Source organism: Vibrio sp. 1CM24A, from assembly GCF_023161725.1.
Lineage (GTDB): Bacteria > Pseudomonadota > Gammaproteobacteria > Enterobacterales > Vibrionaceae > Vibrio > Vibrio coralliirubri.
The window spans coordinates 388,103-410,484 of sequence record NZ_JALNTS010000002.1 but is presented as its reverse complement, the minus strand read 5'-3'; the positions used below and the strand labels follow the sequence as shown (position 1 = coordinate 410,484).

Here is a 22,382-nt window from a genome sequence, read left to right as displayed (position 1 = left end):
GAGTTAACAGTTGTTAGTAACTTTACCGATCAGCTTTATTCGTTTTGTTCATCGAGAAAGTCGGTGTGCTCTAACCACAGCGCATTAATGATTCCAAACGCGCAGGCGAGTAAGACGCCCAGTACCCAACATAAATACCACATAGGTTATCCTCCTATTTCATCTTTAATTAATACAGTGACGAGCTGTTATCGTGAATGTATTGGCTGTCTAGTCGACCGAACATTTTGTAGTAACACCAGATTGTGTAACCCAAAATAATTGGCACCACGATAACTGCGACAACCGAGATAATGCTCAGTGTTAACTCACTCGATGTTCCGTCCCACAGCGTTAAGCTGTGCGATGGCATCAAGCTAGATGGCATGATCATTGGGAATAGGGCAACGCCCGCTGTCGTTATGATGCTTGCTATCGATAAGCTCGACGAAGCGAAGGCCAAACCAGCGCGGTTAAGTCGAGTCATCACTGCACAACTCAGCATTCCGATGATGCCTAGAGCAGGGATTCCCCAAAGTACTGGATAGTTTTCGTAGTTATGTAACAGTAAGTCATCAAACTTCATGACATGTTTTAGCAACGGGTTTGAAACACCATCGGTCACAACTGGGCTAGTAATCAGGTAACCCGGAAGTGTATACGCGTATATCCCACCAACAATAAACAGACCTACAGTGACAAGCGCCATACATACGATCACTTTCTGCGCGCGTTGTTTTAAATCACCCGTCGTTTTCATCTGTAGGAATGCCGCGCCTTGCGTGACAACCATCGCCAAGCTCACCAAGCCACATAGTAGTGGGAAGGGAGTGAGTAGATCCCAGAAACCACCTTGGTATGACATCATTAGCAATTCGTTAAATTCAAACGGAACACCAATCATCAAGTTACCGAAACCAACACCAAAGATAACCGGAGGAATGAAGCCACTGACGATAAGTGCAATATCACAAGCTTTCTTCCATTGCGGGTTGTCGATTTTAGCGCGGTAATCCATACCGAGCGGTCTTAACCACAAGGTCGCCAACACGATAATCATGGCTAAATAGAACCCGGAGAACGCAGCCGCGTAGATTGCAGGCCATATCGCAAAGATAGCGCCACCCGCCGTAACCAACCATACTTGGTTGCCATCCCAGTGAGGGGCAATCGAGTTAATCATGATTCGTCGATCAACTTCCGACTTGCCTAGAACAGGGAGCAACGCCGCAACGCCCATGTCGAAACCATCGGTAATGATAAAACCGATCAACAATACGCCAATAACTGCCCATGTAAACAGGCGAAGATTTTCGTAATCAAACATCTGAATTCCTTAATGAAGGTCGATAGTTTTATCTAGCTGACGCGGTGCGCTTTGCTCACCTGTAAGGGCTAGATCTTGGTTTGATTGCTCATGGTGATAGCGACCAGTCTTCAGTGCGCTCGGGCCCATTTTCGCAAACTTAACCATCAGGAACATTTCTACAATTAGGAATGCGGTGTAGAACAAGTAAACCAATCCGATAGAGATCCACAGACTTGAAGCGGGTAGGTTAGAAGCCGCCATGTTTACTGGCAGAATCTCACCAATAGCCCAAGGCTGACGACCGTATTCCGCTACAAACCAACCGGCTTCACAAGCAATCCAAGGAAGTGGAATCGCGCATATTGTTGCTTTCAGTAACCAACGATTGGTACCAATCTTACGACGACAAATTTGTACGAATGAAAGACCAATGATGGCAAACATCAAGACGCCACACACCACCATGATGCGGAAGCTCCAGAACAGAGGGGCAACCGTTGGGATTGTGTCTTTGGCTGCTTGTTTGATCTGTTGCTCTGTTGCATCCACCACGTTATCGCTGTATTTCTTAACCAGTAATCCATAACCTAAGTCATGTTTAACCGATTCAAAATCATCGATATTTTGTTGTGATTTATCACCAGAGCGCAGTTTTTCTAATAGACCGTAAGCTAAGATGCCGCTGCGAACACGTTCTTCATTCTTTGCCAATAGATCATGAATGCCGACAACGGGTGTATCCAGAGATCGCGTTGCGATAATACCCATCACGTAAGGGATCTTAATCGCGTAGTCCGTTTCCATGGTTTCTTGATTCGGGAAGCCGAACAGTGTGAATGAGGCAGGGGCTTCTTCTGTGTGCCATTCAGCTTCGATAGCCGCCAGCTTCACCTGTTGAACATCACCCAATTCATAACCAGATTCATCGCCTAGCATCACTGTCGAAACAATCGCAGCCATACCAAAAGCACTTGCCACTGCAAATGAACGACGAGCAAACGGTAAATCACGCCCTTTAAGCATGTAGTAAGCACTGATACCCATAATAAATAGCGCGCCGGTTGTGTAACCTGCCGCAACGGTATGTACGAACTTCACTTGAGTCACTGGGTTGAAGATCACTTCGACGAAGTCTGTCATTTCCATACGCATGGTTTCGAAGTTAAACTCTGCGCCCACTGGGTTTTGCATCCAGCCATTGGCCATCAGAATCCACAGACCAGAGAAGTTCGAACCCAACGCCGTCAACCACGTTACCAATAAGTGCTGACGCTTAGAAAGCTTGTCCCAACCGAAGAAGAACATACCGACTAAGGTTGATTCCAAGAAAAACGCAATCAAGGCTTCAATGGCGAGCGGAGCGCCAAAGATATCGCCTACGTAATGCGAGTAATAAGCCCAGTTAGTACCGAACTGGAATTCCATGGTTAAGCCGGTAGCAACACCGACAGCAAAGTTAATACCAAACAACTTACCCCAGAACTTGGTCATGTCTTTGTAGATGGTTTTGTTGGTCATGACATACAGTGATTCCATCACTGCGAGTAAGAAGGAGAGGCCTATAGTTAGGGGGACGAATATAAAGTGATAAAGAGCGGTACTTGCGAATTGAAACCGCGACAGATCAACGACATCTGTAAGCATAAAAACTCCTTCCCGCCACGAGTGTGACGGGTAAGATAATGGAAAATAAGATGATAATTAGAGAGAACTAATTAAGGGTTTACATGTAGCTGTGTGAAAAGAATCTATTACCAACGAAGTGCTTTGTTTTGTTTTTTAGAGAACTGTTTACGTAGCCAGTAATCTGCACTCACGTAACGACCACCACCGTAAACAAGCAGTACTAACAGCATCACGAAGTAGGTGCCTGCGAACTCCATACCGTTGTTCAGCATTACCGGGTCACCAAGTTCTGTGATGTAGTTGTAACGACCTGGGAAGTTAACCGCGAGCCATTCAATGAAGCCGTTAAGTCGAACGGTTGCTTCCATACCACCAGTCGCAATCGCATCCCAACCGTGTTTCCAGTGAACCATTGCACTTGCTACGCTCATCATGAAAATCATTGGAATCGAGATAAAGCGAGTAAACAGGCCTAACGCGATACAGATACAACCTAATACTTCGGTCGCTGCCGCTAGGAATGCCAGTAGCTCAGGGAAGGGAAGGTTAAGACCACCGTCGGCTGCTGAAGCACCAAACCATGCCACTGTTCCTGAGAAGCCCAGAACTTTAGAGCGTGCACCGACATAAATCACCGGAATCAAATAAAGACGTACTGAAAGCAGTACTAAGTAATCGTATTGTTTGCATTTTTCGACAATAGCGTCGTACCAGCTGAGGGCTGACTTAATCATAATTTTTCTCCTAAAGAGTGAACGCCAATCAGTTCAACTTCACTGAAATGTTCGACCCAATTAATAAACTCGAATCTCGCCAATTGTTGAGCAATTATTTGTTTTATATCGGCTAAAGAACGATTTGGTTGTTGTTGAATGATTTGAATAATCGCAACATCAATTTCTCTTAGTTTTATCGTGTTGACGCGTTGGTCACGGTCGCGATAAATCGCGTAATAAATGGGGTGTCGCCTTTGTGTTAGAAACGTCAGTGACTCACCATGAACAAGGAAAGGTACCTGTACGAGCTTCATCGTACTGTTGACTAACAAACCCAATTGAAGCTGTTGTTCATCAACACGAAGGTCACCCGCCCATGACATCGGCAATACTTGCTTTGAAACGTCAATTTCAACGCAAAAGGCACACCATTCGTACTCCAACACCGCTAGCTGGTCGGCTGTAAGATCATGACTCGCACTCAAAGTAGACAAATCACTTAGATTAGACATACCCATTGCCTGAGTGCGACGCTGGATAAAGCTGACAAACTCAGTGGCTATATGATGAAACTCCGGCTCTGAGGCGTAATGCACCACAACAAACTCATCAACCAATATCAGTAGTTGGTCTTGGTCGACTTGCTGGCAAAACAGCGGGAATGTGTTGTTCAATACACCAAATACGTTATCTCTAATGAACTCGCTGTATCGACACACTGCGTTGTCTTCAAGCGGCGAACGTATCAGTGCGGTTAGTGCGTGTGTTTGAGTGATCATCATGCTAGGAGGGTTATGCATAAACCAACTCCTGATTCATTGGGCGATGAGCAACACCAGCATCTAGAACCTGACTGTGCATCGTTCGTAATTCCTCAGTCAGCACGACCAAAGGCGGTACGTTGTTGTCTCTTTCGAGCAATAACGGTTTACTGCCATGAATAGAAAAGGTGTAACGCGCCAAGTCAATAACCGCTTGCTGTACCGGCATACCGTGGGTATCAATCAGCGATTTGTTACTTCCACCTGAGCCATCACTTTCAACTAAATGCCCAGCAATGTGGTAGTAGCGAATAGCATCGCTTGGTAAAGCCTTAAGCATTTCAGCGGCATCAAAGTGGTGGTTCTGACTGTTCACGTAGAGATTGTTGATGTCGACCAACAACTCACAGCCACTACGCTTTGCTATTTCAGCGATAAACTCACCCTCAGGCATCTCATCTCCGTAGTTGTGGTAATAAGAGATGTTCTCCATTACCAAAGGACGTTGAATGATGTCTTGGACTTGCTTGATTCTGTCCGCTAAATAGCCGATGTTTTCTGCGTGACGTGGCACGGGTAACAGTTCATACAGATACCCTTGGTTGTCTCGAGAGAAGCTCAAATGCTCGCTGTATACCTGAATATTCAGTTCATCGAGAAATTGACCAACCTGACGTACAAACTTCGTGTTAAGCGGCTGACAATCTCCAATGGATAAGCTTAAACCGTGTGCGATCAAAGGGTATTGCTTCGCTATATCCTGTAGTTGTTCGCGCTTAAGACCACCTAAGCTCATCCAGTTCTCGGGAGCCAGTTCCAGAAAATCAATATCAGGGTGCTTTGGGGAACGAGCGAGCAGTTCAATATGCTCACTGCGTAGCCCAATGCCTTTGTCTGTATTCTGAATGGTTCGCACTTTATGATTTAACTCGCTGCTTTTAGGGACTTGGTCATTTGATGCTAGAGCTTTAGTTTTTAAAGCCTTATTTTTTATAGCTTTAGTTTTATGCGTTTCTACTGGCCACATACTCCACCTGTCACCTTGCTATTCGCCGTTAGGATGCGGTCTTTGCTTGGCGAGATACCTTCAGCCGTTAAGCCACATTTGCCGTCACGAGCACGCACTAAACGGTCTTGAGGGTTGCTAGTCAGTTCCGCTTTTTCGAAGCGTTTTTCTGTACCACATTTACCTGCAGCACATTTACCACCGTGTCCTGAAGATTGTTTAGCTTCAACAGGGGCTTCGGCAGGTGCATCAGCAAACGCCATTGCAGAGTTAAGACTAATCACAGACGTGATCGCGATTGATAGGGCGATTTTGTTGTTCATATTATTTCTCCTTTACAGCAGACATAGGGAAGCTCGCTAAATCACGACCAGACATGATTGGTCCGTCGTAGTATTCGCGTACAATTTTGATTGATTCAGATTTGCGCTTAAGGCCTAAACCCATCCAGTGGTTAAGTACCAACATTTTTGGATTGATCTCTTTCGCAATTTCACCAATTACAGAAGGCTTAGCGTGCATGAATGTAGAGACACCATCGGCTTGTTCATGAATCGCCATTGGCATCATCATGATGTCGGCGCCACGAGCGAAGTCTAAGAACGCAGGGTTGCTACCGTTTTGGTCAGCTGAAATCACCATCACGCCTTCTTCACTTTCAATTCGGTAAGCGAGACAAGGCACATCACCATGAGGAATACCCAGAGCCGTGATTTTCAAACCATCTTTTTCGTAAACGACGGTTGGCACTGTGGATTTATAGTCAACATCAGTAAGATTGACTGGGAATAGACCATCGGTTCCATCGTATAAGCCAGCAAGATAAGCGTATGCACCATGGTCTGGGTCAAAGTTCGCAGCAAAGTAACCGTTGAGGCTTGGGAAGGCTGAACCTGCGGCTGGACCTGAAATCTCCAACGCCTTTTCACGTTCAAAGAAGTAGCCGCCTTTAAGAAGAGCGGGCATGTCATTGACGTGATCGGTATGGAAGTGAGTGATACCCATGAAATCTAGGTCTTCAAGTTTTGCTCCCGCTTGACCGAAACGTAGGTAAACACCGCCACCGGCATCAATCATGATTCGTGATTTGCCTTTCCACCATACGATTTCACCCGATGATGCACGTAGGTCATCCGAGATAGGACCACCTGACCCCAGTATTTGTAATGTAAAGTCGGTATCGACCGGCTTAAGTTCAATTGCGTGACAGTTGGCGCCCAAGGTCAATCCAAGAGCTATTGCTAAAGCTTTTAAAGGCTGTTTCATATTGTTATCCAATTCTTTTTTCTTATGTGTTTTCTTCGAAGTGAGCATTCAAAGAAGTGAAACTTTCGCCAAGCAGCACGATAAGTGCGTGCTTCGTTCTGTTCACGGAGCATAAGATAAAGAATTGTTAACGTTTGGTATATCTAGTAATTTTGAAATCAACGTTAAGCAAAACTAAACGATAATATTAAGTGCGTTCTGTTGCTGAAATAATGTGCAGAAAGGGTGGTAACAGCGAACTGGCTGTTAAAATTGTGCGAATAGAATGATGGGCAAGGAGAGGGAATGCTAAGGAGATAAAAGGAATAAAAGAAAAAGGTGCAAGCCTTCGCCTACACCTTATATAAGTTCACCAGAAAACTAGCGTTAGATAGCATTTGTCTTTAGAGAAATTTGCCTTTAAAGGACTTACGCTGACTGCTCGCCTTTTACATCAAAGTCGATCTTGTCTGCACCCGTGAACACTTGGAAGCGTAAACCTTTAGCGCGAGCAATGGTTGTGATGCCGAACTTCTGAGCCAAGTCTAAGCCCATTTGAGTTACGCCAGAACGTGATAGCAAAACAGGGATACCCATCTGAGCAACCTTAATCACCATCTCAGACGTTAAACGGCCTGTGGTATAGAAGATCTTATCTTCACCTGTCTCTTTGTTAAGCCACATCTCACCAGCCAATGTGTCAACGGCATTGTGTCGGCCAACATCTTCAACAAACGATAGAACCTTGTCGTCTTTGCAAACCGCACAACCGTGCACTGCGCCTGCTTTCTTGTAGGTATCGTTGTAATGAGTCAACGCTTCAAGCGCTGTATAGATTTCAGATTGCTTAATCTTGTTTTGAGGCACTTGGTAATCTTCCAACTGCTTCATCACGTTGCCATACATAGTGCCCTGACCGCAGCCAGAGGTTACTGTCTTCTTCTTAAGCGCTTGCTCAAGTTGGCTCGTGTCTTCTTTAGTGATGACCGCAGCAGAGCTGGTTTCCCAATCGATGATAATAGATTCAACCGCTTCGGGATCAGAGAGGAAGCTTTGGTTTTTCAAATAGCCTAATACTAATGACTCAGGACGAGAGCCCAGTGTCATTAAGGTTACGATCTCTTTCCAGTTCAACATTACGGTAAGAGGGCGCTCACACGCGATCTGTTTTGTTAGCTTTTCGCCATATTCATCAAACACTTCAACTTCGATTGTCTGAAGTGGGTTCTCACTGGTTTTTATTATGTTTGGTTTTACCACAGTCATTTCCTACTTAATGAGATAGCGATTTTATGAGATAAGAAGTCAACAAGAGCAATAAGGCTCTCATTCATCAATGCGCTAGTTTGTTAGTTCGCTATAGCCTCGGTTTCGATTATCGTTTCGAACATGCCATAGCTCTGAGAATACATAGCTCTGTGAATAACATTAGCGAATTAGCTAAAGCAAATCTTATTCCAAAATAACGGGGATTGATGGAAACATGAAGCATTAGATTAAAATAGCGCAAAATATGAGAGTTCACAGGGTGGAGTTGTCTGAAATAACCAGTATCGACTAACGTTATAGTGACAACTTGATAACGAACGCTATAGGCACGCTCTCTCAGTTAATCCGTATTGGCGTGTTTATTGCTTTATGGGGTGTATATGAATGCGCACAGTACAAAATGTCCTAAGTGCATTCAGACCAAAGAAAATCAATTGGGTGAAGTATGTCTGAGATAAAAGAATTCAAAGAACAATATGAAAAAACAGAAGCAGCTTGGCCAATCGGTGTCCAAAGAACAGAGAAAGAGATCAAAACAGGTATCTGGGTAACGACGCAATGGGAATTGACGGGGTTTGAACTGTCGCCAGAAGGCGATGCACAAGACGTTTGTTTACTCCAACTACATAAAGACGAGCGTACAGACTATCGTTTCAACCTAAGCTCTCAGCAACCTAAGCTTTTCTTAGTGATGGATAATGTCGATTCTGGTGTTAAGCCAGTCATTCAGTTACTTACGGCATCACAAACCGTTGCAGGGCAATACATGGACGGTGACAACCAAGTCCTTTCATACGATATTCCGCTACCTGTACAAGCTTGGATGGAAGCTTTCATCGGTCGTCATGGCGAGTTATTGGAAGCAAGACGTAAAAAACGTAAAGGCGCGGGTCGATCAAATGGCAACTAACTTTTTTAGCCGTTGGTCTCAACGAAAGTTTGATGAATCAACCGACCAACCATTAGAAGCGCAACAAACGCTAGAGGAAACTGAGCTTACTTCCACTGAAGCTTCGTCTGCTGCTTCATCTGTAGACGCAGAAGCATCGGAGTCACAAGAACGTGGGACTTTAGAAAATGAGTCTCCAGAACATAATGAAGACGCTCACGCTGTCGATTCTCAAGCTATTGACTCTCAGGAGATAGCATCAGGAACGACTGAAGACTTGTCTGTTGCTCAATTATTGGTGTCAGAAGCCTCAGAGAGCGTAAAAAAAGCGGCATTGCGTAAATTATTCCTCTCAGAAGAATTCAACGTTCGTGATGGTTTAGATGATTACGATGACGATTACAGCAATCTTAAGTCTCTTTCTGAAGGGGTAGCGGAAACCTTGCGTGATTGGGTTAAAGACAAAACGGAAGAAGAAACTGCGCCAGAAGAAGAGCAAGATATTGATAATAAAGACGAAGGTGAGGTTTTAGAAAATTCTGAAGGCGATCTTGAGGTATCTGATAATGGATTTGAAACGTCAGAAAGTGCCGAAATAACCGAACAAGAAAAAGAACTGTATAAAAACACAGTACCAGATAATAACGCTACAATTTCAGACGAAGCTGACCTGAAAGAGATGGGACAAAATATACCACACAAAGAATAGGTACATTTTGACTAAACACTCAATGAACCGCTTGCGACAAAATGTCCCAAGCGGTTTTTTTATACGCACAATAAACGTTATAAAGAATTAAATCACTGAAATATAAGGCATATTAAATTGGCATGGCATTTGCTAAATAACGTTCATTATCAACTTTTTTGTAGATAGACGAGTTCACGGTCTGACGAACGGCACACTGGCTAAAGGGTTAGTTGTTAACGGATTACTCAGCAAGTTCTCTATCGCTTACTACAATGAAGGTTGAACAGATTATCCATGTCCAAAGATGGAACTGAGCAATGCTTAAACAATTATTAGAACAAGCAAATTCAAATAACGCTAAAGCAAGACTGTATGCATTTGAAAATACAGTTGAGTTAACAAATCTGATTCCACCTACTGTTAGCTACGAAAGCGGCGGTAATACTCTTGTTATTGGTCCAACTGCGATCATTGAAAGTGCTGCGGCTCAATTACCTCAATTGACGAGCCTAACCTTATTGTCAACAGATGGCGAAAAGGGCACAAACCCAGAACTGTACTTCGCGAATTCGGTTCAAGTATCCGGTTTCCTTGGCACGTTTGAAGTTGTGATCGAAAACAAAGGCACATCAAGCAACCTAGCGAAAGTCGCGATTAATCACGATTGTTTCGATGTTGTTCTAGACCTATGTCTGAATAGCTGCATGACAGAAGAAGTACCTGTACCGGGTTATTACCCAGTAGGCCGTGGCTATCCAAAACTGGCTGAAGCACTGGAAGAGATTCCAACGCTTATGGGCACCTTTGATAAGCCTAAGTTCTTCCGTCTAGACACTGACCTTTGTGCACACAGTTCTCGCGGCGTAAAAGGCTGTGAGCGTTGTGTCGATGCTTGTCCTGCTGGCGCACTATCAAGTGAAGGCTCCGATAAGACGGGTCACAAGATTGAGATTAACCCTTACCTATGTCAAGGCGTTGGTACTTGTGCAACTAGCTGTCCTACAGAAGCGATTACCTATGCGCTTCCAAATCCTGACGACACTCAAAAGTTTATTGAACGTACGCTAGCGAACTATGAGCAAGCGGGCGGTCTGGATCCAATCGTACTTATCTGTAGCTCTCGTCATGAGACTTACAATGTGATGGCGCTAAAAGCACTGCCAGATAACGTGATTCCAATCGTTGTTGAAGAGCTACCTTCTATTGGTATCGATACTTGGTTTGCAGCGTTAGTGAATGGCGCAACTCAAGTTCTGTTTGCTGCTTCTCGTTTTATGCCAGAAACCATCATTCGTGTTCTGAATAACGAAGTAGGGATCGCTCAAGAGTTACTCGACCAAATCGGTGTTCCAAAAGAAACCATCGATATCCTGTATTTAGAGTCTCTACGTGAAGGTCCTCCAACTCTGTGTGTAGATTCATTCGATCTTGCACTTGGTGATCTTCAAGGCAATAAACGTCAACGTCTGTTCACAGCACTTGATGCTATGTCTTCATCTCGCATTCCTGTTGAGAACATTGTTGAGCTTCCATCAAATGCGCCTTATGGCACGGTTTCATGTGAAAGCAAAGATTGTACTTTGTGTATGAGTTGTGTGGCGGTTTGCCCTACACGTGCTCTTCATACCGATGGCGCGTCTCCATCACTTAAGTTTGTAGAACAAGACTGTATTCAATGTGGTCTGTGTGAAAAAGCGTGTCCTGAAAATGTTCTGACTCTAACGCCTCGTATGAACTGGGTGAAAGAAGAACGTCAAAAGGCTGTTGTGATTCATGAAGAGAAAGCAGCGGAATGTATTCGTTGTCATAAGCCATTCGCACCGCAGTCTATGATTGACATGTTACAAAACAAGTTACGCGGTCACTCTCATTTTTCAGACGAATCAGCAATCAACCGTATTGCTATGTGTGAAGACTGCCGTGTGATAGATATGTTTGATTCGATGGCTCAAGACCCATTGAAACAACTGAAATACTAGGAGTTGGCATTGGATACTCATTTAGATCAAGTACAAAAGCTAGAGCAAGAACAGACACTAAGAACTGAAATTTATTTGGTTCTTTCTGCATTGTTCCGTAACGCACCTTCTGAAGAGGTCATTGATTTCCTAAAGACGTTAGACATTGAAGCGTCTGAGAGTGCAATGCAAAAAGCTTGGATTGCGATTCAACAAGCGGCAACGGAATCAAATCGCGAAGCATTAGAAGACGAATATCAAGACCTGTTCATTGGCATTGGCCGTGGAGAGATTGTTCCATTTGGTTCTTGGCATAGAACTGGCGCCATGATGGAAAAACCACTGGCAGAAATTCGTCATGATTTAGAGCTTTTAGGCATTGAGCGTGATGATCAAGTGAAAGAGCCAGAAGATCATATTGCTGCATTGTGTGAAGTAATGGCCATGCTAACCGGTGAAGAAGAAGCACTTCAACAAGCCGTTTTTAATAAGCACCTTGGTCCTTGGTTCAACTCTTTTACGCGTCAGCTTGAAAGTGCAGAAAGTGCGAACTTCTACAAATCGGCAGCTCAGCTGTGTGAAGCATTCCTAACGTTAGAGCAAGTGCGTTTTAGCGTTAATACAAAAAGCAGTAAGCATAAATTAAAGATTGATGTGAAAAACGTCACTGATTACGAGTAATCGAGCAGTACGCGATTATATCGATAGAGGGGCATTAAGCCTCCAAAAAGATCTACCGTAAGGTAAGGAAGCAATGATGAAAGATAATAAAGAAATAAACTCAAGCCGTAGGGACTTACTCAAAGGCTTAACGACTGCAGCCGTTGCTGGTGCCGTTGTCGCTGGTACAACGAAAGTGGCAACTGCTTCAGAAACGGTTGAAATGCCGAAAGAAGACATGAAGAAGACGGGCTATCGTGAAACGCAACACATTCGCGATTACTACGACACACTTTAGGAGATAACGGATGAAACTTGTCAAACGCTCCGATAGTGTGAGCAAAGAAACCAATCAACTGGGTGTGTCTAGACGTGCCTTCATGAAAAACACTTCATTAGCCGCTGGTGGCGCGGTAGTAGGCGCAAGTCTATTCGCTCCGGGCATGATGAAAAAAGCGCAGGCTAAATCAGTCGACCCTGAAGCGAAAACAGAAGTGAAACGTACTATCTGTTCTCACTGTTCTGTGGGTTGTGGTATTTACGCTGAAGTTCAAAACGGTGTTTGGACGGGTCAAGAGCCTGCATTCGATCACCCATTCAACGCTGGTGGACACTGTGCGAAAGGTGCAGCTCTGCGTGAACACGGCCACGGTGAACGTCGTCTTAAGTACCCAATGAAATTGGAAGGCGGTAAGTGGAAGAAGCTTTCTTGGGAACAAGCGATTGAAGAGATCGGCAACAAAGCGCTAGAACTTCGTAAAGAGTCAGGCCCTGATTCGGTTTACTTCCTAGGTAGTGCGAAACACAGTAACGAACAAGCTTACGCATTCCGTAAAATGGCGTCGCTTTGGGGCACCAACAACGTTGACCACCAAGCGCGTATTTGTCACTCAACCACAGTTGCCGGTGTTGCAAACACTTGGGGTTACGGTGCGATGACAAACTCGTTCAATGACATGCACAACTGTAAGTCGATGCTGTTCATTGGTTCGAACCCTGCAGAAGCTCACCCAGTAGCGATGCAACACATCTTAATCGCGAAAGAGAAGAACAACTGTAAGATCGTTGTTGCGGATCCTCGTCGTACGCGTACTGCTGCGAAATCTGATCACTATGTTTCTCTTCGCCCAGGTTCAGACGTTGCGTTTATCTGGGGCGTGTTATGGCATGTCTTTACTAACAAATGGGAAGACCAAGAATTCATCCGCCAACGTGTATTCGGCATGGACGAGATCCGTGAAGAAGTTGCGAAGTGGAGCCCAGCTGAAGTTGAGCGCGTTACTGGCGTAAGCGAAGAAGACGTTTACCACACAGCAAAACTGCTTTCTGAAAACCGTCCGGGTTGTATCGTTTGGTGTATGGGTGGTACTCAGCACACGACTGGTAACAACAACACACGTGCTTACTGTGTACTTGAGCTTGCGCTAGGTAACATAGGTAAGTCAGGTGGCGGTGCAAACATTTTCCGTGGTCACGATAACGTACAAGGCGCAACTGACCTTGGCGTACTGTCAGACACTCTTCCAGGTTACTACGGCTTGTCTGAAGGCTCATGGCGCCACTGGTCGAAAGTTTGGGACGTAGACTTTGACTGGATCAAAGGTCGTTTCGACGACAACGCATACGGCGGTCAAAAACCAATGAACAGTGCAGGTATTCCTGTCTCTCGTTGGGTTGATGGCGTGCTTGAAGACAAAGACAAGATTCGTCAGCGCGAAAACATCCGTGCCATGTTCTACTGGGGTCACGCGGTGAACTCTCAGACTCGTGGTCCAGAGATGAAGAAGGCGATGCAAAAGCTGGATATGATGGTTATCGTTGACCCATACCCAACAGTCGCGGCAGTAATGAACGATCGTACTGATGGCGTTTACTTGCTTCCAGCTACTACTCAGTTTGAAACCTACGGCAGTGTAACGGCATCAAACCGTTCGCTACAGTGGCGTGACAAGGTTGTTGATCCTCTGTTCGAATCTAAGCCTGACCACGAAATCATGTACCTTCTTTCTAAGAAGCTTGGTTTCTCTGATCAGCTGTTCAAAAACATCCGTGTTGAGAACAACCAACCATTGATTGAAGACATCACACGTGAATTCAACAAAGGTATGTGGACGATCGGTTACACAGGTCAAAGCCCAGAGCGTTTGAAAGAACACCAACAAAACTGGCACACATTCCACAAAACCACACTTGCTGCAGAAGGCGGCCCAGCGAATGGCGAGACTTACGGTCTTCCTTGGCCATGTTGGGGCAACCCAGAGATGAAACACCCAGGTACGCATATCCTTTACGATACGTCTAAACCTGTCGCTGAAGGTGGTGGTAACTTCCGTACTCGTTTCGGTGTCGAGTTTGAAGGTCAAAGCCTACTGGCTGAAGACAGCTACTCAAAAGGCAGCGAAATCAAAGATGGCTACCCAGAATTCAGTGACAAACTGCTGAAACAACTGGGGTGGTGGGATGACCTAACAGCAGAAGAGAAAGCCTCTGCTGAAGGTAAAAACTGGAAGACTGACGTTTCTGGCGGCATTCAACGCGTGGCTATCAAGCACGGTTGTATTCCTTTTGGTAACGCGAAAGCGCGTGCGATTGTTTGGACATTCCCAGACCGCGTACCACTGCACCGTGAACCACTTTACACACCACGTCGTGACCTAGTTGCTGACTACCCAACATGGGATGACAAGGAAGCGATCTTCCGTGTTCCTACGTTGTATAAGTCAATCCAAGAGCAAGACAAGTCTGGTGAATACCCGATTATTCTTACTTCTGGTCGTCTGGTTGAGTACGAAGGTGGTGGTGAAGAAACCCGTTCGAACCCTTGGCTAGCAGAACTACAACAAGAGATGTTTGTTGAAGTGAACCCGAAAGATGCAAACGACATTGGCTTTAAAGATGGCGATGACGTTTGGGTTGAAGGTGCTGAGAAGGGTCGAATTAAGGTGAAAGCGATGGTAACTCGTCGTGTGAAACCGGGTCTGGCGTTCATCCCATTCCACTTCGGTGGTAAGTTCCAAGGCGAAGATTTGCGTTCTAAGTATCCAGAAGGCACTGATCCTTACGTTATTGGTGAAGCTGCTAACACAGCAACCACATACGGTTACGACCCTGTCACGTTGATGCAGGAAACGAAAGTAACCCTTTGTAATATTCGTAAAGCGTAAGGAGTCTTAAAATGGCTAGAATGAAATTTCTTTGTGACACCAAGCGTTGTATCGAATGTAACGGTTGTGTCACTGCATGTAAGAATGAAAATGATGATGCTCTGGAATGGGGTATTCAGCGTCGCCGCGTTGTAACACTGAACGATGGTGAACCGGGTGAAAACTCTATCTCAGTAGCATGTATGCACTGTACTGATGCACCTTGTATGGCAGTTTGCCCAGCAGACTGTTTTGAACATACAGAAGACGGCATCGTACTTCACAATAAAGATCTATGTATCGGTTGTGGCTACTGCTTGTTTGCTTGTCCGTTTGGCGCACCTCAATTCCCTAAACAGGAAGCATTTGGTGAGCGCGGTAAGATGGACAAATGTACATTCTGTGCAGGTGGCCCTGAAACAGAGCCAGGTTCTGTTGAAGAGCGTCAGAAGTACGGTGCGAACCGTCTCGCTGAAGGCAAACTACCAATGTGTGCTTCGCTTTGTTCAACAAAAGCACTGCTAGCGGGTGACGCAGAGAAAGTTTCTGATGTTTTCCGTCAACGTGTAGTTGAACGTGGTGCGAAAGGTGCAGGTTGGACAGACGGCAACGACCTTTCTTACGATGCGACTAAGAGCTAAGTAGGAGAGACATATGCTTACAATGTTTAAGCGTCTCTTCCTTGTTGTGCTGCCGATGTTGGCAGCACTAACAATGCTTTCTCCTATGAGTCATGCATCTGAGACGAACTCATCACAAACTCAATCGAGCTCTGCTCAACGAGAAATCACACAACTTGCTGGTGCTGATTTTTGGCGACAAGTAAGAAACGGTGAAGAAGGTTACACCACATCTCAATCAGCTGAGCACGGTGTGTTAATCAGTACTCCAGGTCAAACTTGGTACATATTGAAAGAGAAGTGGATGTCACCAGCCGGTGCGGTCGCTATCTTTGGCAGTATTGCTTTTGTGACTTTGATGTACGTTGTGATTGGCCCGCTAATGCTAAGCGCGCCAAGAACGGGTCGTAAAATCAAACGTTGGTCTCGACTTGATCGTGCATTGCACTGGAGCATGGCGTTTACCTTCTTAACACTGGCGTTCAGTGGTTTGATGTTGGTTTACGGTAAACACTTCTTGAAACCTTATATCCCAACGGATCTGTGGGGCTTCATTGTTCTACTGGCTAAGCAATACCATAACTACATCGGCCCAATTTTCTATGTGCTGTTGATGGCTGTTCTTATCAAGTGGTGGCGCAAGTCGATCTTCAAGATGGTCGATATCCAGTGGTTCATGAAACTGGGCGGCATGGTAGGGAAACATAAAGGTTCTCATCCATCTGCTGAGTTTTCGAACGCGGGTGAGAAAGCACTGTTCTGGCTATTGATTGTTATGGGTAGTGTCGCTGCGATCAGTGGTTTGGTTTTAGACTTCCCAATCTTCGGTCAAACCCGTCGAGATATGGAGCTTTCAAACCTAGTCCATATGTTGGCTGCTTTGATCCTTATCTGTGGTTTTGTGTTCCACATCTACATCGGCTTGTTCGGTATGGAAGGTGCACTAGAAGGCATGGTAACAGGCGAAGTTGATGAAACTTGGGCAAAAGAGCACCATGACCTTTGGTACAAAGAAGTGATGGAACAAGAGAAAAACGGCGTTGAACAAAGCGCTAACGCAGCAACAGAGAAAAGTGAAGGGGTGAATAAGAATGAACAAACCTCATAAAGGTATTTGGGTTGCTTACATCCTAAGCTGCTTTACACCATTTACTTGTCTTCTCTCTGGTGTAATTGCCATCATCTACGCAGGCTATCGTTTAGATAAAGGTGAAGACAGCGAAGTAGTGGATACCCATTACTACGGCTTGATTCGCTCGTTCTTCTTGAACCTGACGTTCTTTGTTGTGCTTATCGTGACCGTAGCAACCTCTAATGGCGTGTTGATCGGTGTTAACGATTACTGGTATCAAAACCACATTATCGATGACATCGCTTACTACATCCCGTATGTAGGCATGTTGTTTGGTGGTGTTGCGATTGTGGTTTGGTTTATTCGTATGTATCAAGGTATGCAGCGTTTAAGTCAAAACCTGCCGCAAAACCCGACAACAGGTCCAAACTTGTAGTCGAGCATAGACTTACTAGATAGCGAATTATCTAGCACAATAGTCCTTTTGAAAGCCCAATGATTTCGGTCATTGGGCTTTTTGTTTCTAATCAGCAACAAAACTGAATGAAGCATGGTATTGACCGCTTCAATATGGTGCAACTCCCTTAATTGGTGCAATTCTTGTTTCCATTTTCACGCTTATTAAGAACCAAGAAAGTGCACCGATAAATTTATTATCAATTAATCAGCAAGTTACAAGTAAAAACTGTTGCACGAAAATTACACCACACACTTGGAACGCATCTTGCGTTCACTGTTGAGTCTTTAATTAATTACAACATTGAATCGCACGATATCAGTGCAAATCAGATAAAGCGAAGGAGAATGCTTTAATGAGTGAAACGGTGACTCAAGTTCATAGTGCAGTACAAACCCTTACCCAAAGTTCAGATACTTTATTCCTATTACTCGGTGCCATCATGGTTTTCTTGATGCACGCTGGCTTTGCATTTCTAGAAGTCGGTACCGTTCGAAGGAAGAACCAAGTAAACGCGCTCGTTAAGATCCTGTCGGATTTTGGTGTCTCCGCCATTGCTTACTTCTTTATCGGTTACTGGGTTGCTTACGGTGCACACTTTTTTGCAGACGCAGAAACACTGTCGCAAGGCAACGGATATGAGCTGGTGAAGTTCTTCTTCCTTATGACATTCGCTGCGGCAATCCCAGCGATCGTTTCAGGCGGTATCGCAGAGCGTGCACGTTTCTACCCAATTTTGATTGCGACACTGTTTACGGTTGGTTTCATCTATCCATTTTTTGAAGGCATCATTTGGAACGGCAACTTTGGATTCCAAGATTGGCTAGAAGGTCAGTTTGGTTATGGATTCCATGACTTCGCAGGCTCTGTTGTAGTTCACGGCGTAGGTGGTTGGATTGCTTTGGTCGCAGTTTACTTCTTAGGGATGCGTAAAGGTCGAATCCGTGCGGGTAAACACACCAACTTCGCACCATCGAATATCCCATTCTTAGCGCTAGGCTCTTGGATCTTATGTGTGGGTTGGTTCGGCTTTAACGTGATGTCTGCACAAGCAATCAACGGCATCAGCGGCCTAGTGGCGATGAACTCTCTCATGGCCATGGTTGGCGGTATCCTTGCGGCTCTAATTGCAGGTAAAAATGACCCGGGCTTCATCCACAATGGTCCTTTGGCTGGTCTCGTTGCTATTTGTGCGGGCTCAGATTTGATGCACCCACTTGGCGCTTTGGTGACGGGCGGCGTGGCAGGCGCGCTATTTGTTTACCTATTTACTTACATGCAAAACAAAACACAGATCGATGATGTACTCGGTGTGTGGCCTCTACACGGCGTATGTGGTGCTTGGGGTGGCATAGCAGCAGGTATCTTCGGTTCACAAACATTCTGGGGGCTAGGGGGCGTGAGCTTTGCTTCTCAAGTGGTCGGCACACTGGCGGGCATTGCTGTGGCTTTGATTGGCGCAATGATTGTTTATGGTGTGTTGAGCAAACTAACAGGCCTGCGTTTAAGTGAAGAAGACGAATTCAACGGCGCGGATCTTTCAATCCATAAGATCTCGTCTATCAACGAAGACTAACGTCGTTCACTTTGATGGGTTTAAGCTCATCAAGTAGGCATCAGTTAAACAGAACTAAGCGGCTTCGGTCGCTTTTTTTGGTTCTGTGAAAAGCTAAACCAAGAGTTTGAGTAACAACGGCAGTATCCATCAAGCGAGTTATGTCACAAATAGCCAATGAATTCAGTTGCCTAAGACTATGGTCTAATCCCTAAAACTATTGTTGAAATTTGAACAGTGCTAAGCTGTTACAAAGTGACATATTGAAAAGGACGTTGTATGCATTTCCCATATCGAAATATCGTAATTCTTACTGGCGCTGGCATCTCTGCGGAGTCGGGGATACAAACATTCCGAGCACAAGACGGGCTATGGGAAAACCATAAAATCGAAGATGTCGCGACCCCAGAAGGGTTTGCTAAAGATCCCGACTTGGTTCAAGCATTCTATAACAAGCGTCGCCATGGCTTACAAGGTGAGAGCATTCAACCAAATTCCGCCCATAAGGCGCTAGGTGAGCTCGAAGACAAACTTGATGGCAAAGTAACAATCATCACTCAGAACATCGACAACCTGCACGAGAGAGGCGGTAGTAACAACATTATCCACATGCACGGCGAACTTTTGAAAGCACGTTGCAGTGAATCCAATCAAGTTATCGACCATAAAGACAACATCGAAACCGGCGAGCTTTGTCATTGCTGTCAAATTCCAGCGCAGATGCGCCCTCATATTGTGTGGTTTGGCGAAATGCCATTACGAATGGGTGACATCTATTCAGCACTGGAAGAAGCAGATCTATTTATCTCTATCGGAACTTCAGGTGTTGTTTATCCAGCGGCAGGCTTTGTTCACGATGCGAAAATGCATGGTGCACATACTATCGAGATAAACCTCGAACCAAGTGCGGTTGAAAGTGAATTTGAAGAGAAGCGTTACGGCAAGGCGAGCATCGAGGTGCCTAAACTGGTTGGCGAGCTGTTATGTTCAGAGAAGGGCTCTCTAACGGCCTAAGCCTTGTCTTTAATAACACACATCAGTTTCTGAATCTGAAAAAATAAAGCGGCTTACGCCGCTTTATTTACTTAACTGGTTAACTAACAATAACCTAGTTGTTTACTTTTAGTTTTTGGAAGTACTCGTCATAAATGACACTCGCTTCACCAACTTCGTCTTGCCAAACACCGTTATCCATCACTGATTGTGGTGGGAAAACGTTCTTGTCTTCAGCAAATTCTTTAGGAAGAAGAGGGTAAGCGGTTTTAACTGGCGTCGGGTAACCGATCTCTAGAGCAATTTTCGCAGCGTTCTCTGGGCGAAGAAGGAAGTCGATCATCTTATGAGCCGCTTCAGTGTTCTTAGCTCCTGCTGGAATTGCTAGGCTGTCCATCCAGAAGATAGCGCCTTTTTCTGGCCAGATGATGTCAATCGTTGCGCCTTCTTGGCGTGCCATGTAAGCAGAGCCATTCCAAAGCATACCAAGAGACACTTCACCTGCTAGGTAAGGGTTCGCTGGGAAATCTGAGTTAAATACCAATACGTTTGGCATTAGCTTACGAAGTTCTTCGTAGGCTTCTTTGATTTCTTCAGGGTTAGTCGTGTTAGGAGAGTAGCCCAGTTTAGATAGAGCGATATGGAAAACCTCACGAGAGTCATCCATCATCATCAGTTGACCTTCCCACTGCGTATCCCACAGATCGCCCCAGTTTTTAACTGAAGACTTGTCTAGCATGTCTGAGTTGATACCAATACCCGTCGCACCCCAAATGTATGGGATTGAGTAGTTATTGTTTGGGTCAAATGGCTTATCTAAGTAATTTGGATCCAAATCTGCAAAGTGGCTTAGCTTGGTTTTATCAAGCTCTTGAAGCATGCCTTCTTTACGCATCTTAGAAACGAAGTAAGTAGAAGGAACCACTAAGTCGTAACCCGTACCTTGAGTTTTTAACTTAGCGTACATGCTTTCGTTAGACTCATAAGTTGAGTAGAAGACTTTAATGCCAGTCTCTTCTGTGAAGTCTTCTAGTACTTCATTGGGAATATATTCAGACCAGTTGTAAAAATACAGTTCTTGGTCAGCTGCGAAAGAGGGTGTAGAAAGTAAAGTAGCAGCACACAATGCGCCGGTATACAGTGTTTTTTTCATTACTGTTCCGTTCATTTGTTTGATTTGGAGCTGGGTAGTGAACCCAAGGTAAAAGGATTTCGAAAAATCGTGCCATATTATAGCAGCGATATAATAAAATAGGCAGCCTAAGCTGCCTATTCATTGATATTCTTATTTTTAACTTATTGATTCTCTACGTCGGGCTGTTAAGTAAACCAGTACTTAGTCGCCATGAGATAATAAGCTAAATTACTGACCTGCTTTAAGTTTCATGAAGTAATCTTCGTACTTCACTGTCTTATCGCCAACCGCAGCTTGCCATTCAACACGATCAAGGTCTTCTTGCGATGGGAATAGCGCAGGGCTGTCTTTGAACTTCTCGTTAGACGCTTTAACGGCTGTTAGGTAGCCTGTGTCACGAGAAATCTGCTCAGCAATTTCAGGGCGAAGTAGGAAATCGATCATCTTATGAGCTGCTTCTACGTTTACCGCACCAGAGCTAATCGCAAAGTTATCAACCCAACCGATACCGCCTTCTTTAGGGAAAACCAGTTTGATTGGTAGACCTTCGTTTTGCGCTGCAGCAGCAGAACCGTTCCACAGCATACCAAGACCCACTTCACCAGACATGTAAGGCGCGCCTGGGTTGTCTGAGTTAAATACTAGAACGTTTGGCATAAGCTTTTGCAGCTCAGCGTACGCTTCGTCGATCTCTTTTTCATTTGTTGTGTTACCAGAGTAACCTAACTTACGCAACGCGATGTGGAACACTTCACGAGTGTCGTCCATCATCATCAGTTGACCTTCAAGCTCAGGCTTCCATAGATCAGCCCAGCTTTGGAAATCTTCTGGATCGTACATGTCAGTGTTAACAGCAAGACCTGTGATCGCAACTACGTGAGGAATAGAGTAGTCGTTGCTTGGGTCGTACGGCTTATCTAGGTAGTTATTATCTAGATTCTTGAAGTTGTTCAGCTTAGTTTTGTCGATCTTTTGTAGCATACCTTCGTCACGCATCTTAGATACGAAGTAAGTCGACGGCACAACTAGGTCGTAGCCTTTGTTGTGTGTTTTTAGCTTTGCGTACAGGGTTTCGTTCGACTCGTAAGTCGAGTAGATAACCTTGATACCAGTTTCATCAGTGAACTGTTCTAGAATCTCACTGTTGATGTAAGGTCCCCAGTTCATGAATACCAATTCTTTGTTATCTTTTGCAAATGATGGTGCAGATAACATTGAAAGCGCACATGCACTACCAGCTAATAGAGTAGCCCATTTTTTCATTGACGTTAGCTCCAAACTAAACGTTGCCCGAAGGC

The 22,382-nt window shown here is 44.9% G+C and carries 22 protein-coding genes; 11 read left to right on the top strand and 11 right to left on the bottom strand.

The window, feature by feature from the left end:
* Positions 1-35: 35 nt before the first annotated feature.
* The 9 genes from cydX to MSG38_RS05645 form a co-directional block, all read right to left on the bottom strand.
* The gene (gene cydX, locus MSG38_RS05685) at positions 36-143 is read right to left on the bottom strand and encodes a cytochrome bd-I oxidase subunit CydX (protein ID WP_082151276.1); all 108 of its coding nucleotides are present in this window, start codon (positions 141-143) and stop codon (positions 36-38) included.
* Between the two features lie 26 nt (positions 144-169).
* The gene (gene cydB / locus MSG38_RS05680) at positions 170-1,306 is read right to left on the bottom strand and encodes a cytochrome d ubiquinol oxidase subunit II (RefSeq protein ID WP_050052530.1); all 1,137 of its coding nucleotides are present in this window, start codon (positions 1,304-1,306) and stop codon (positions 170-172) included.
* 9 nt (positions 1,307-1,315) lie between these two features.
* Positions 1,316-2,932, bottom strand: a complete 1,617-nt coding sequence (locus MSG38_RS05675) for a cytochrome ubiquinol oxidase subunit I (protein WP_248401244.1) — start codon at positions 2,930-2,932, stop codon at positions 1,316-1,318.
* A gap of 107 nt (positions 2,933-3,039) precedes the next feature.
* A complete protein-coding gene (locus MSG38_RS05670; protein WP_017083666.1) occupies positions 3,040-3,648 on the bottom strand; it encodes a DoxX family protein in 609 nt (202 codons plus the stop codon).
* Entirely contained in the window at positions 3,645-4,430 is a 786-nt protein-coding gene (locus tag MSG38_RS05665; RefSeq protein WP_248401243.1) for a putative DNA-binding domain-containing protein, read from the bottom strand. Before MSG38_RS05665 ends, MSG38_RS05670 begins: the two co-directional genes overlap by 4 nt.
* Positions 4,423-5,307 (bottom strand): DUF692 domain-containing protein, encoded by an 885-nt coding sequence (locus MSG38_RS05660; protein ID WP_248401474.1) that lies wholly within the window; start codon positions 5,305-5,307, stop codon positions 4,423-4,425. The genes MSG38_RS05665 and MSG38_RS05660 overlap by 8 nt, the downstream gene beginning before the upstream one ends.
* A gap of 98 nt (positions 5,308-5,405) precedes the next feature.
* The gene (locus tag MSG38_RS05655; RefSeq protein WP_248401242.1) at positions 5,406-5,720 is read right to left on the bottom strand and encodes a hypothetical protein; all 315 of its coding nucleotides are present in this window, start codon (positions 5,718-5,720) and stop codon (positions 5,406-5,408) included.
* 1 nt (position 5,721) lies between these two features.
* The gene (locus tag MSG38_RS05650; protein ID WP_048612073.1) at positions 5,722-6,663 is read right to left on the bottom strand and encodes an MBL fold metallo-hydrolase; all 942 of its coding nucleotides are present in this window, start codon (positions 6,661-6,663) and stop codon (positions 5,722-5,724) included.
* Between the two features lie 408 nt (positions 6,664-7,071).
* Positions 7,072-7,902, bottom strand: a complete 831-nt coding sequence (locus MSG38_RS05645; RefSeq protein ID WP_048611568.1) for a formate dehydrogenase accessory sulfurtransferase FdhD — start codon at positions 7,900-7,902, stop codon at positions 7,072-7,074.
* Positions 7,903-8,356: 454 nt separating this feature from the next.
* Here MSG38_RS05645 and MSG38_RS05640 point away from each other — a divergent pair, with 454 nt between their 5' ends.
* From MSG38_RS05640 to cobB, 11 genes are all read left to right on the top strand, one after another.
* Positions 8,357-8,821: a DUF3305 domain-containing protein gene (locus MSG38_RS05640; protein ID WP_248401241.1), complete on the top strand. Its 465-nt coding sequence runs from the start codon at positions 8,357-8,359 to the stop codon at positions 8,819-8,821.
* Positions 8,811-9,509 (top strand): DUF3306 domain-containing protein, encoded by a 699-nt coding sequence (locus tag MSG38_RS05635; RefSeq protein ID WP_248401240.1) that lies wholly within the window; start codon positions 8,811-8,813, stop codon positions 9,507-9,509. The genes MSG38_RS05640 and MSG38_RS05635 overlap by 11 nt, the downstream gene beginning before the upstream one ends.
* A 299-nt stretch (positions 9,510-9,808) precedes the next feature.
* A complete protein-coding gene (locus tag MSG38_RS05630; RefSeq protein ID WP_122081571.1) occupies positions 9,809-11,470 on the top strand; it encodes a 4Fe-4S dicluster domain-containing protein in 1,662 nt (553 codons plus the stop codon).
* 9 nt (positions 11,471-11,479) lie between these two features.
* Positions 11,480-12,130 (top strand): molecular chaperone TorD family protein, encoded by a 651-nt coding sequence (locus tag MSG38_RS05625; RefSeq protein WP_050653488.1) that lies wholly within the window; start codon positions 11,480-11,482, stop codon positions 12,128-12,130.
* Between the two features lie 76 nt (positions 12,131-12,206).
* Positions 12,207-12,407, top strand: coding sequence for a twin-arginine translocation signal domain-containing protein (locus tag MSG38_RS05620; RefSeq protein WP_048610996.1), 201 nt, complete (start codon positions 12,207-12,209; stop codon positions 12,405-12,407).
* Between the two features lie 10 nt (positions 12,408-12,417).
* Positions 12,418-15,273, top strand: coding sequence for a formate dehydrogenase subunit alpha (locus tag MSG38_RS05615; protein WP_248401239.1), 2,856 nt, complete (start codon positions 12,418-12,420; stop codon positions 15,271-15,273).
* 11 nt (positions 15,274-15,284) lie between these two features.
* Complete coding sequence (gene fdh3B, locus MSG38_RS05610; protein ID WP_248401238.1) at positions 15,285-15,893, top strand: formate dehydrogenase FDH3 subunit beta; 609 nt, start codon at positions 15,285-15,287, stop codon at positions 15,891-15,893.
* Positions 15,894-15,906: 13 nt separating this feature from the next.
* Entirely contained in the window at positions 15,907-16,980 is a 1,074-nt protein-coding gene (locus tag MSG38_RS05605; RefSeq protein ID WP_048615941.1) for a formate dehydrogenase subunit gamma, read from the top strand.
* The gene (locus MSG38_RS05600) at positions 16,964-17,380 is read left to right on the top strand and encodes a hypothetical protein (protein WP_050649910.1); all 417 of its coding nucleotides are present in this window, start codon (positions 16,964-16,966) and stop codon (positions 17,378-17,380) included. The genes MSG38_RS05605 and MSG38_RS05600 overlap by 17 nt, the downstream gene beginning before the upstream one ends.
* A 376-nt stretch (positions 17,381-17,756) precedes the next feature.
* Positions 17,757-18,977 (top strand): ammonium transporter, encoded by a 1,221-nt coding sequence (locus tag MSG38_RS05595; RefSeq protein WP_248401237.1) that lies wholly within the window; start codon positions 17,757-17,759, stop codon positions 18,975-18,977.
* Positions 18,978-19,235: 258 nt separating this feature from the next.
* The gene (gene cobB, locus MSG38_RS05590; protein ID WP_048612080.1) at positions 19,236-19,970 is read left to right on the top strand and encodes a Sir2 family NAD+-dependent deacetylase; all 735 of its coding nucleotides are present in this window, start codon (positions 19,236-19,238) and stop codon (positions 19,968-19,970) included.
* Positions 19,971-20,064: 94 nt separating this feature from the next.
* Here the strand turns inward: cobB and MSG38_RS05585 are convergent, their stop codons facing one another.
* Positions 20,065-21,102: an extracellular solute-binding protein gene (locus MSG38_RS05585; protein WP_017066410.1), complete on the bottom strand. Its 1,038-nt coding sequence runs from the start codon at positions 21,100-21,102 to the stop codon at positions 20,065-20,067.
* A 210-nt stretch (positions 21,103-21,312) separates the two neighbouring features.
* Positions 21,313-22,347: an extracellular solute-binding protein gene (locus MSG38_RS05580; RefSeq protein ID WP_248401236.1), complete on the bottom strand. Its 1,035-nt coding sequence runs from the start codon at positions 22,345-22,347 to the stop codon at positions 21,313-21,315.
* Positions 22,348-22,382 lie beyond the last annotated feature (35 nt).

Coding starts and splice junctions, on each gene's coding strand:
- MSG38_RS05595 (WP_248401237.1), top strand. CDS start 17,757: ATGAGTGAAACGGTGACTCAAGTTCATAGTGCAGTACAAACCCTTACC.
- MSG38_RS05635 (WP_248401240.1), top strand. CDS start 8,811: ATGGCAACTAACTTTTTTAGCCGTTGGTCTCAACGAAAGTTTGATGAA.
- MSG38_RS05655 (WP_248401242.1), bottom strand. CDS start 5,720: ATGAACAACAAAATCGCCCTATCAATCGCGATCACGTCTGTGATTAGT.
- MSG38_RS05580 (WP_248401236.1), bottom strand. CDS start 22,347: ATGAAAAAATGGGCTACTCTATTAGCTGGTAGTGCATGTGCGCTTTCA.
- MSG38_RS05605 (WP_048615941.1), top strand. CDS start 15,907: ATGCTTACAATGTTTAAGCGTCTCTTCCTTGTTGTGCTGCCGATGTTG.
- MSG38_RS05600 (WP_050649910.1), top strand. CDS start 16,964: ATGAACAAACCTCATAAAGGTATTTGGGTTGCTTACATCCTAAGCTGC.
- MSG38_RS05665 (WP_248401243.1), bottom strand. CDS start 4,430: ATGCATAACCCTCCTAGCATGATGATCACTCAAACACACGCACTAACC.
- cobB (WP_048612080.1), top strand. CDS start 19,236: ATGCATTTCCCATATCGAAATATCGTAATTCTTACTGGCGCTGGCATC.
- MSG38_RS05620 (WP_048610996.1), top strand. CDS start 12,207: ATGAAAGATAATAAAGAAATAAACTCAAGCCGTAGGGACTTACTCAAA.
- MSG38_RS05640 (WP_248401241.1), top strand. CDS start 8,357: ATGTCTGAGATAAAAGAATTCAAAGAACAATATGAAAAAACAGAAGCA.
- MSG38_RS05585 (WP_017066410.1), bottom strand. CDS start 21,102: ATGAAAAAAACACTGTATACCGGCGCATTGTGTGCTGCTACTTTACTT.
- cydB (WP_050052530.1), bottom strand. CDS start 1,306: ATGTTTGATTACGAAAATCTTCGCCTGTTTACATGGGCAGTTATTGGC.
- MSG38_RS05670 (WP_017083666.1), bottom strand. CDS start 3,648: ATGATTAAGTCAGCCCTCAGCTGGTACGACGCTATTGTCGAAAAATGC.
- cydX (WP_082151276.1), bottom strand. CDS start 143: ATGTGGTATTTATGTTGGGTACTGGGCGTCTTACTCGCCTGCGCGTTT.
- MSG38_RS05630 (WP_122081571.1), top strand. CDS start 9,809: ATGCTTAAACAATTATTAGAACAAGCAAATTCAAATAACGCTAAAGCA.
- MSG38_RS05650 (WP_048612073.1), bottom strand. CDS start 6,663: ATGAAACAGCCTTTAAAAGCTTTAGCAATAGCTCTTGGATTGACCTTG.
- fdh3B (WP_248401238.1), top strand. CDS start 15,285: ATGGCTAGAATGAAATTTCTTTGTGACACCAAGCGTTGTATCGAATGT.
- MSG38_RS05675 (WP_248401244.1), bottom strand. CDS start 2,932: ATGCTTACAGATGTCGTTGATCTGTCGCGGTTTCAATTCGCAAGTACC.
- MSG38_RS05615 (WP_248401239.1), top strand. CDS start 12,418: ATGAAACTTGTCAAACGCTCCGATAGTGTGAGCAAAGAAACCAATCAA.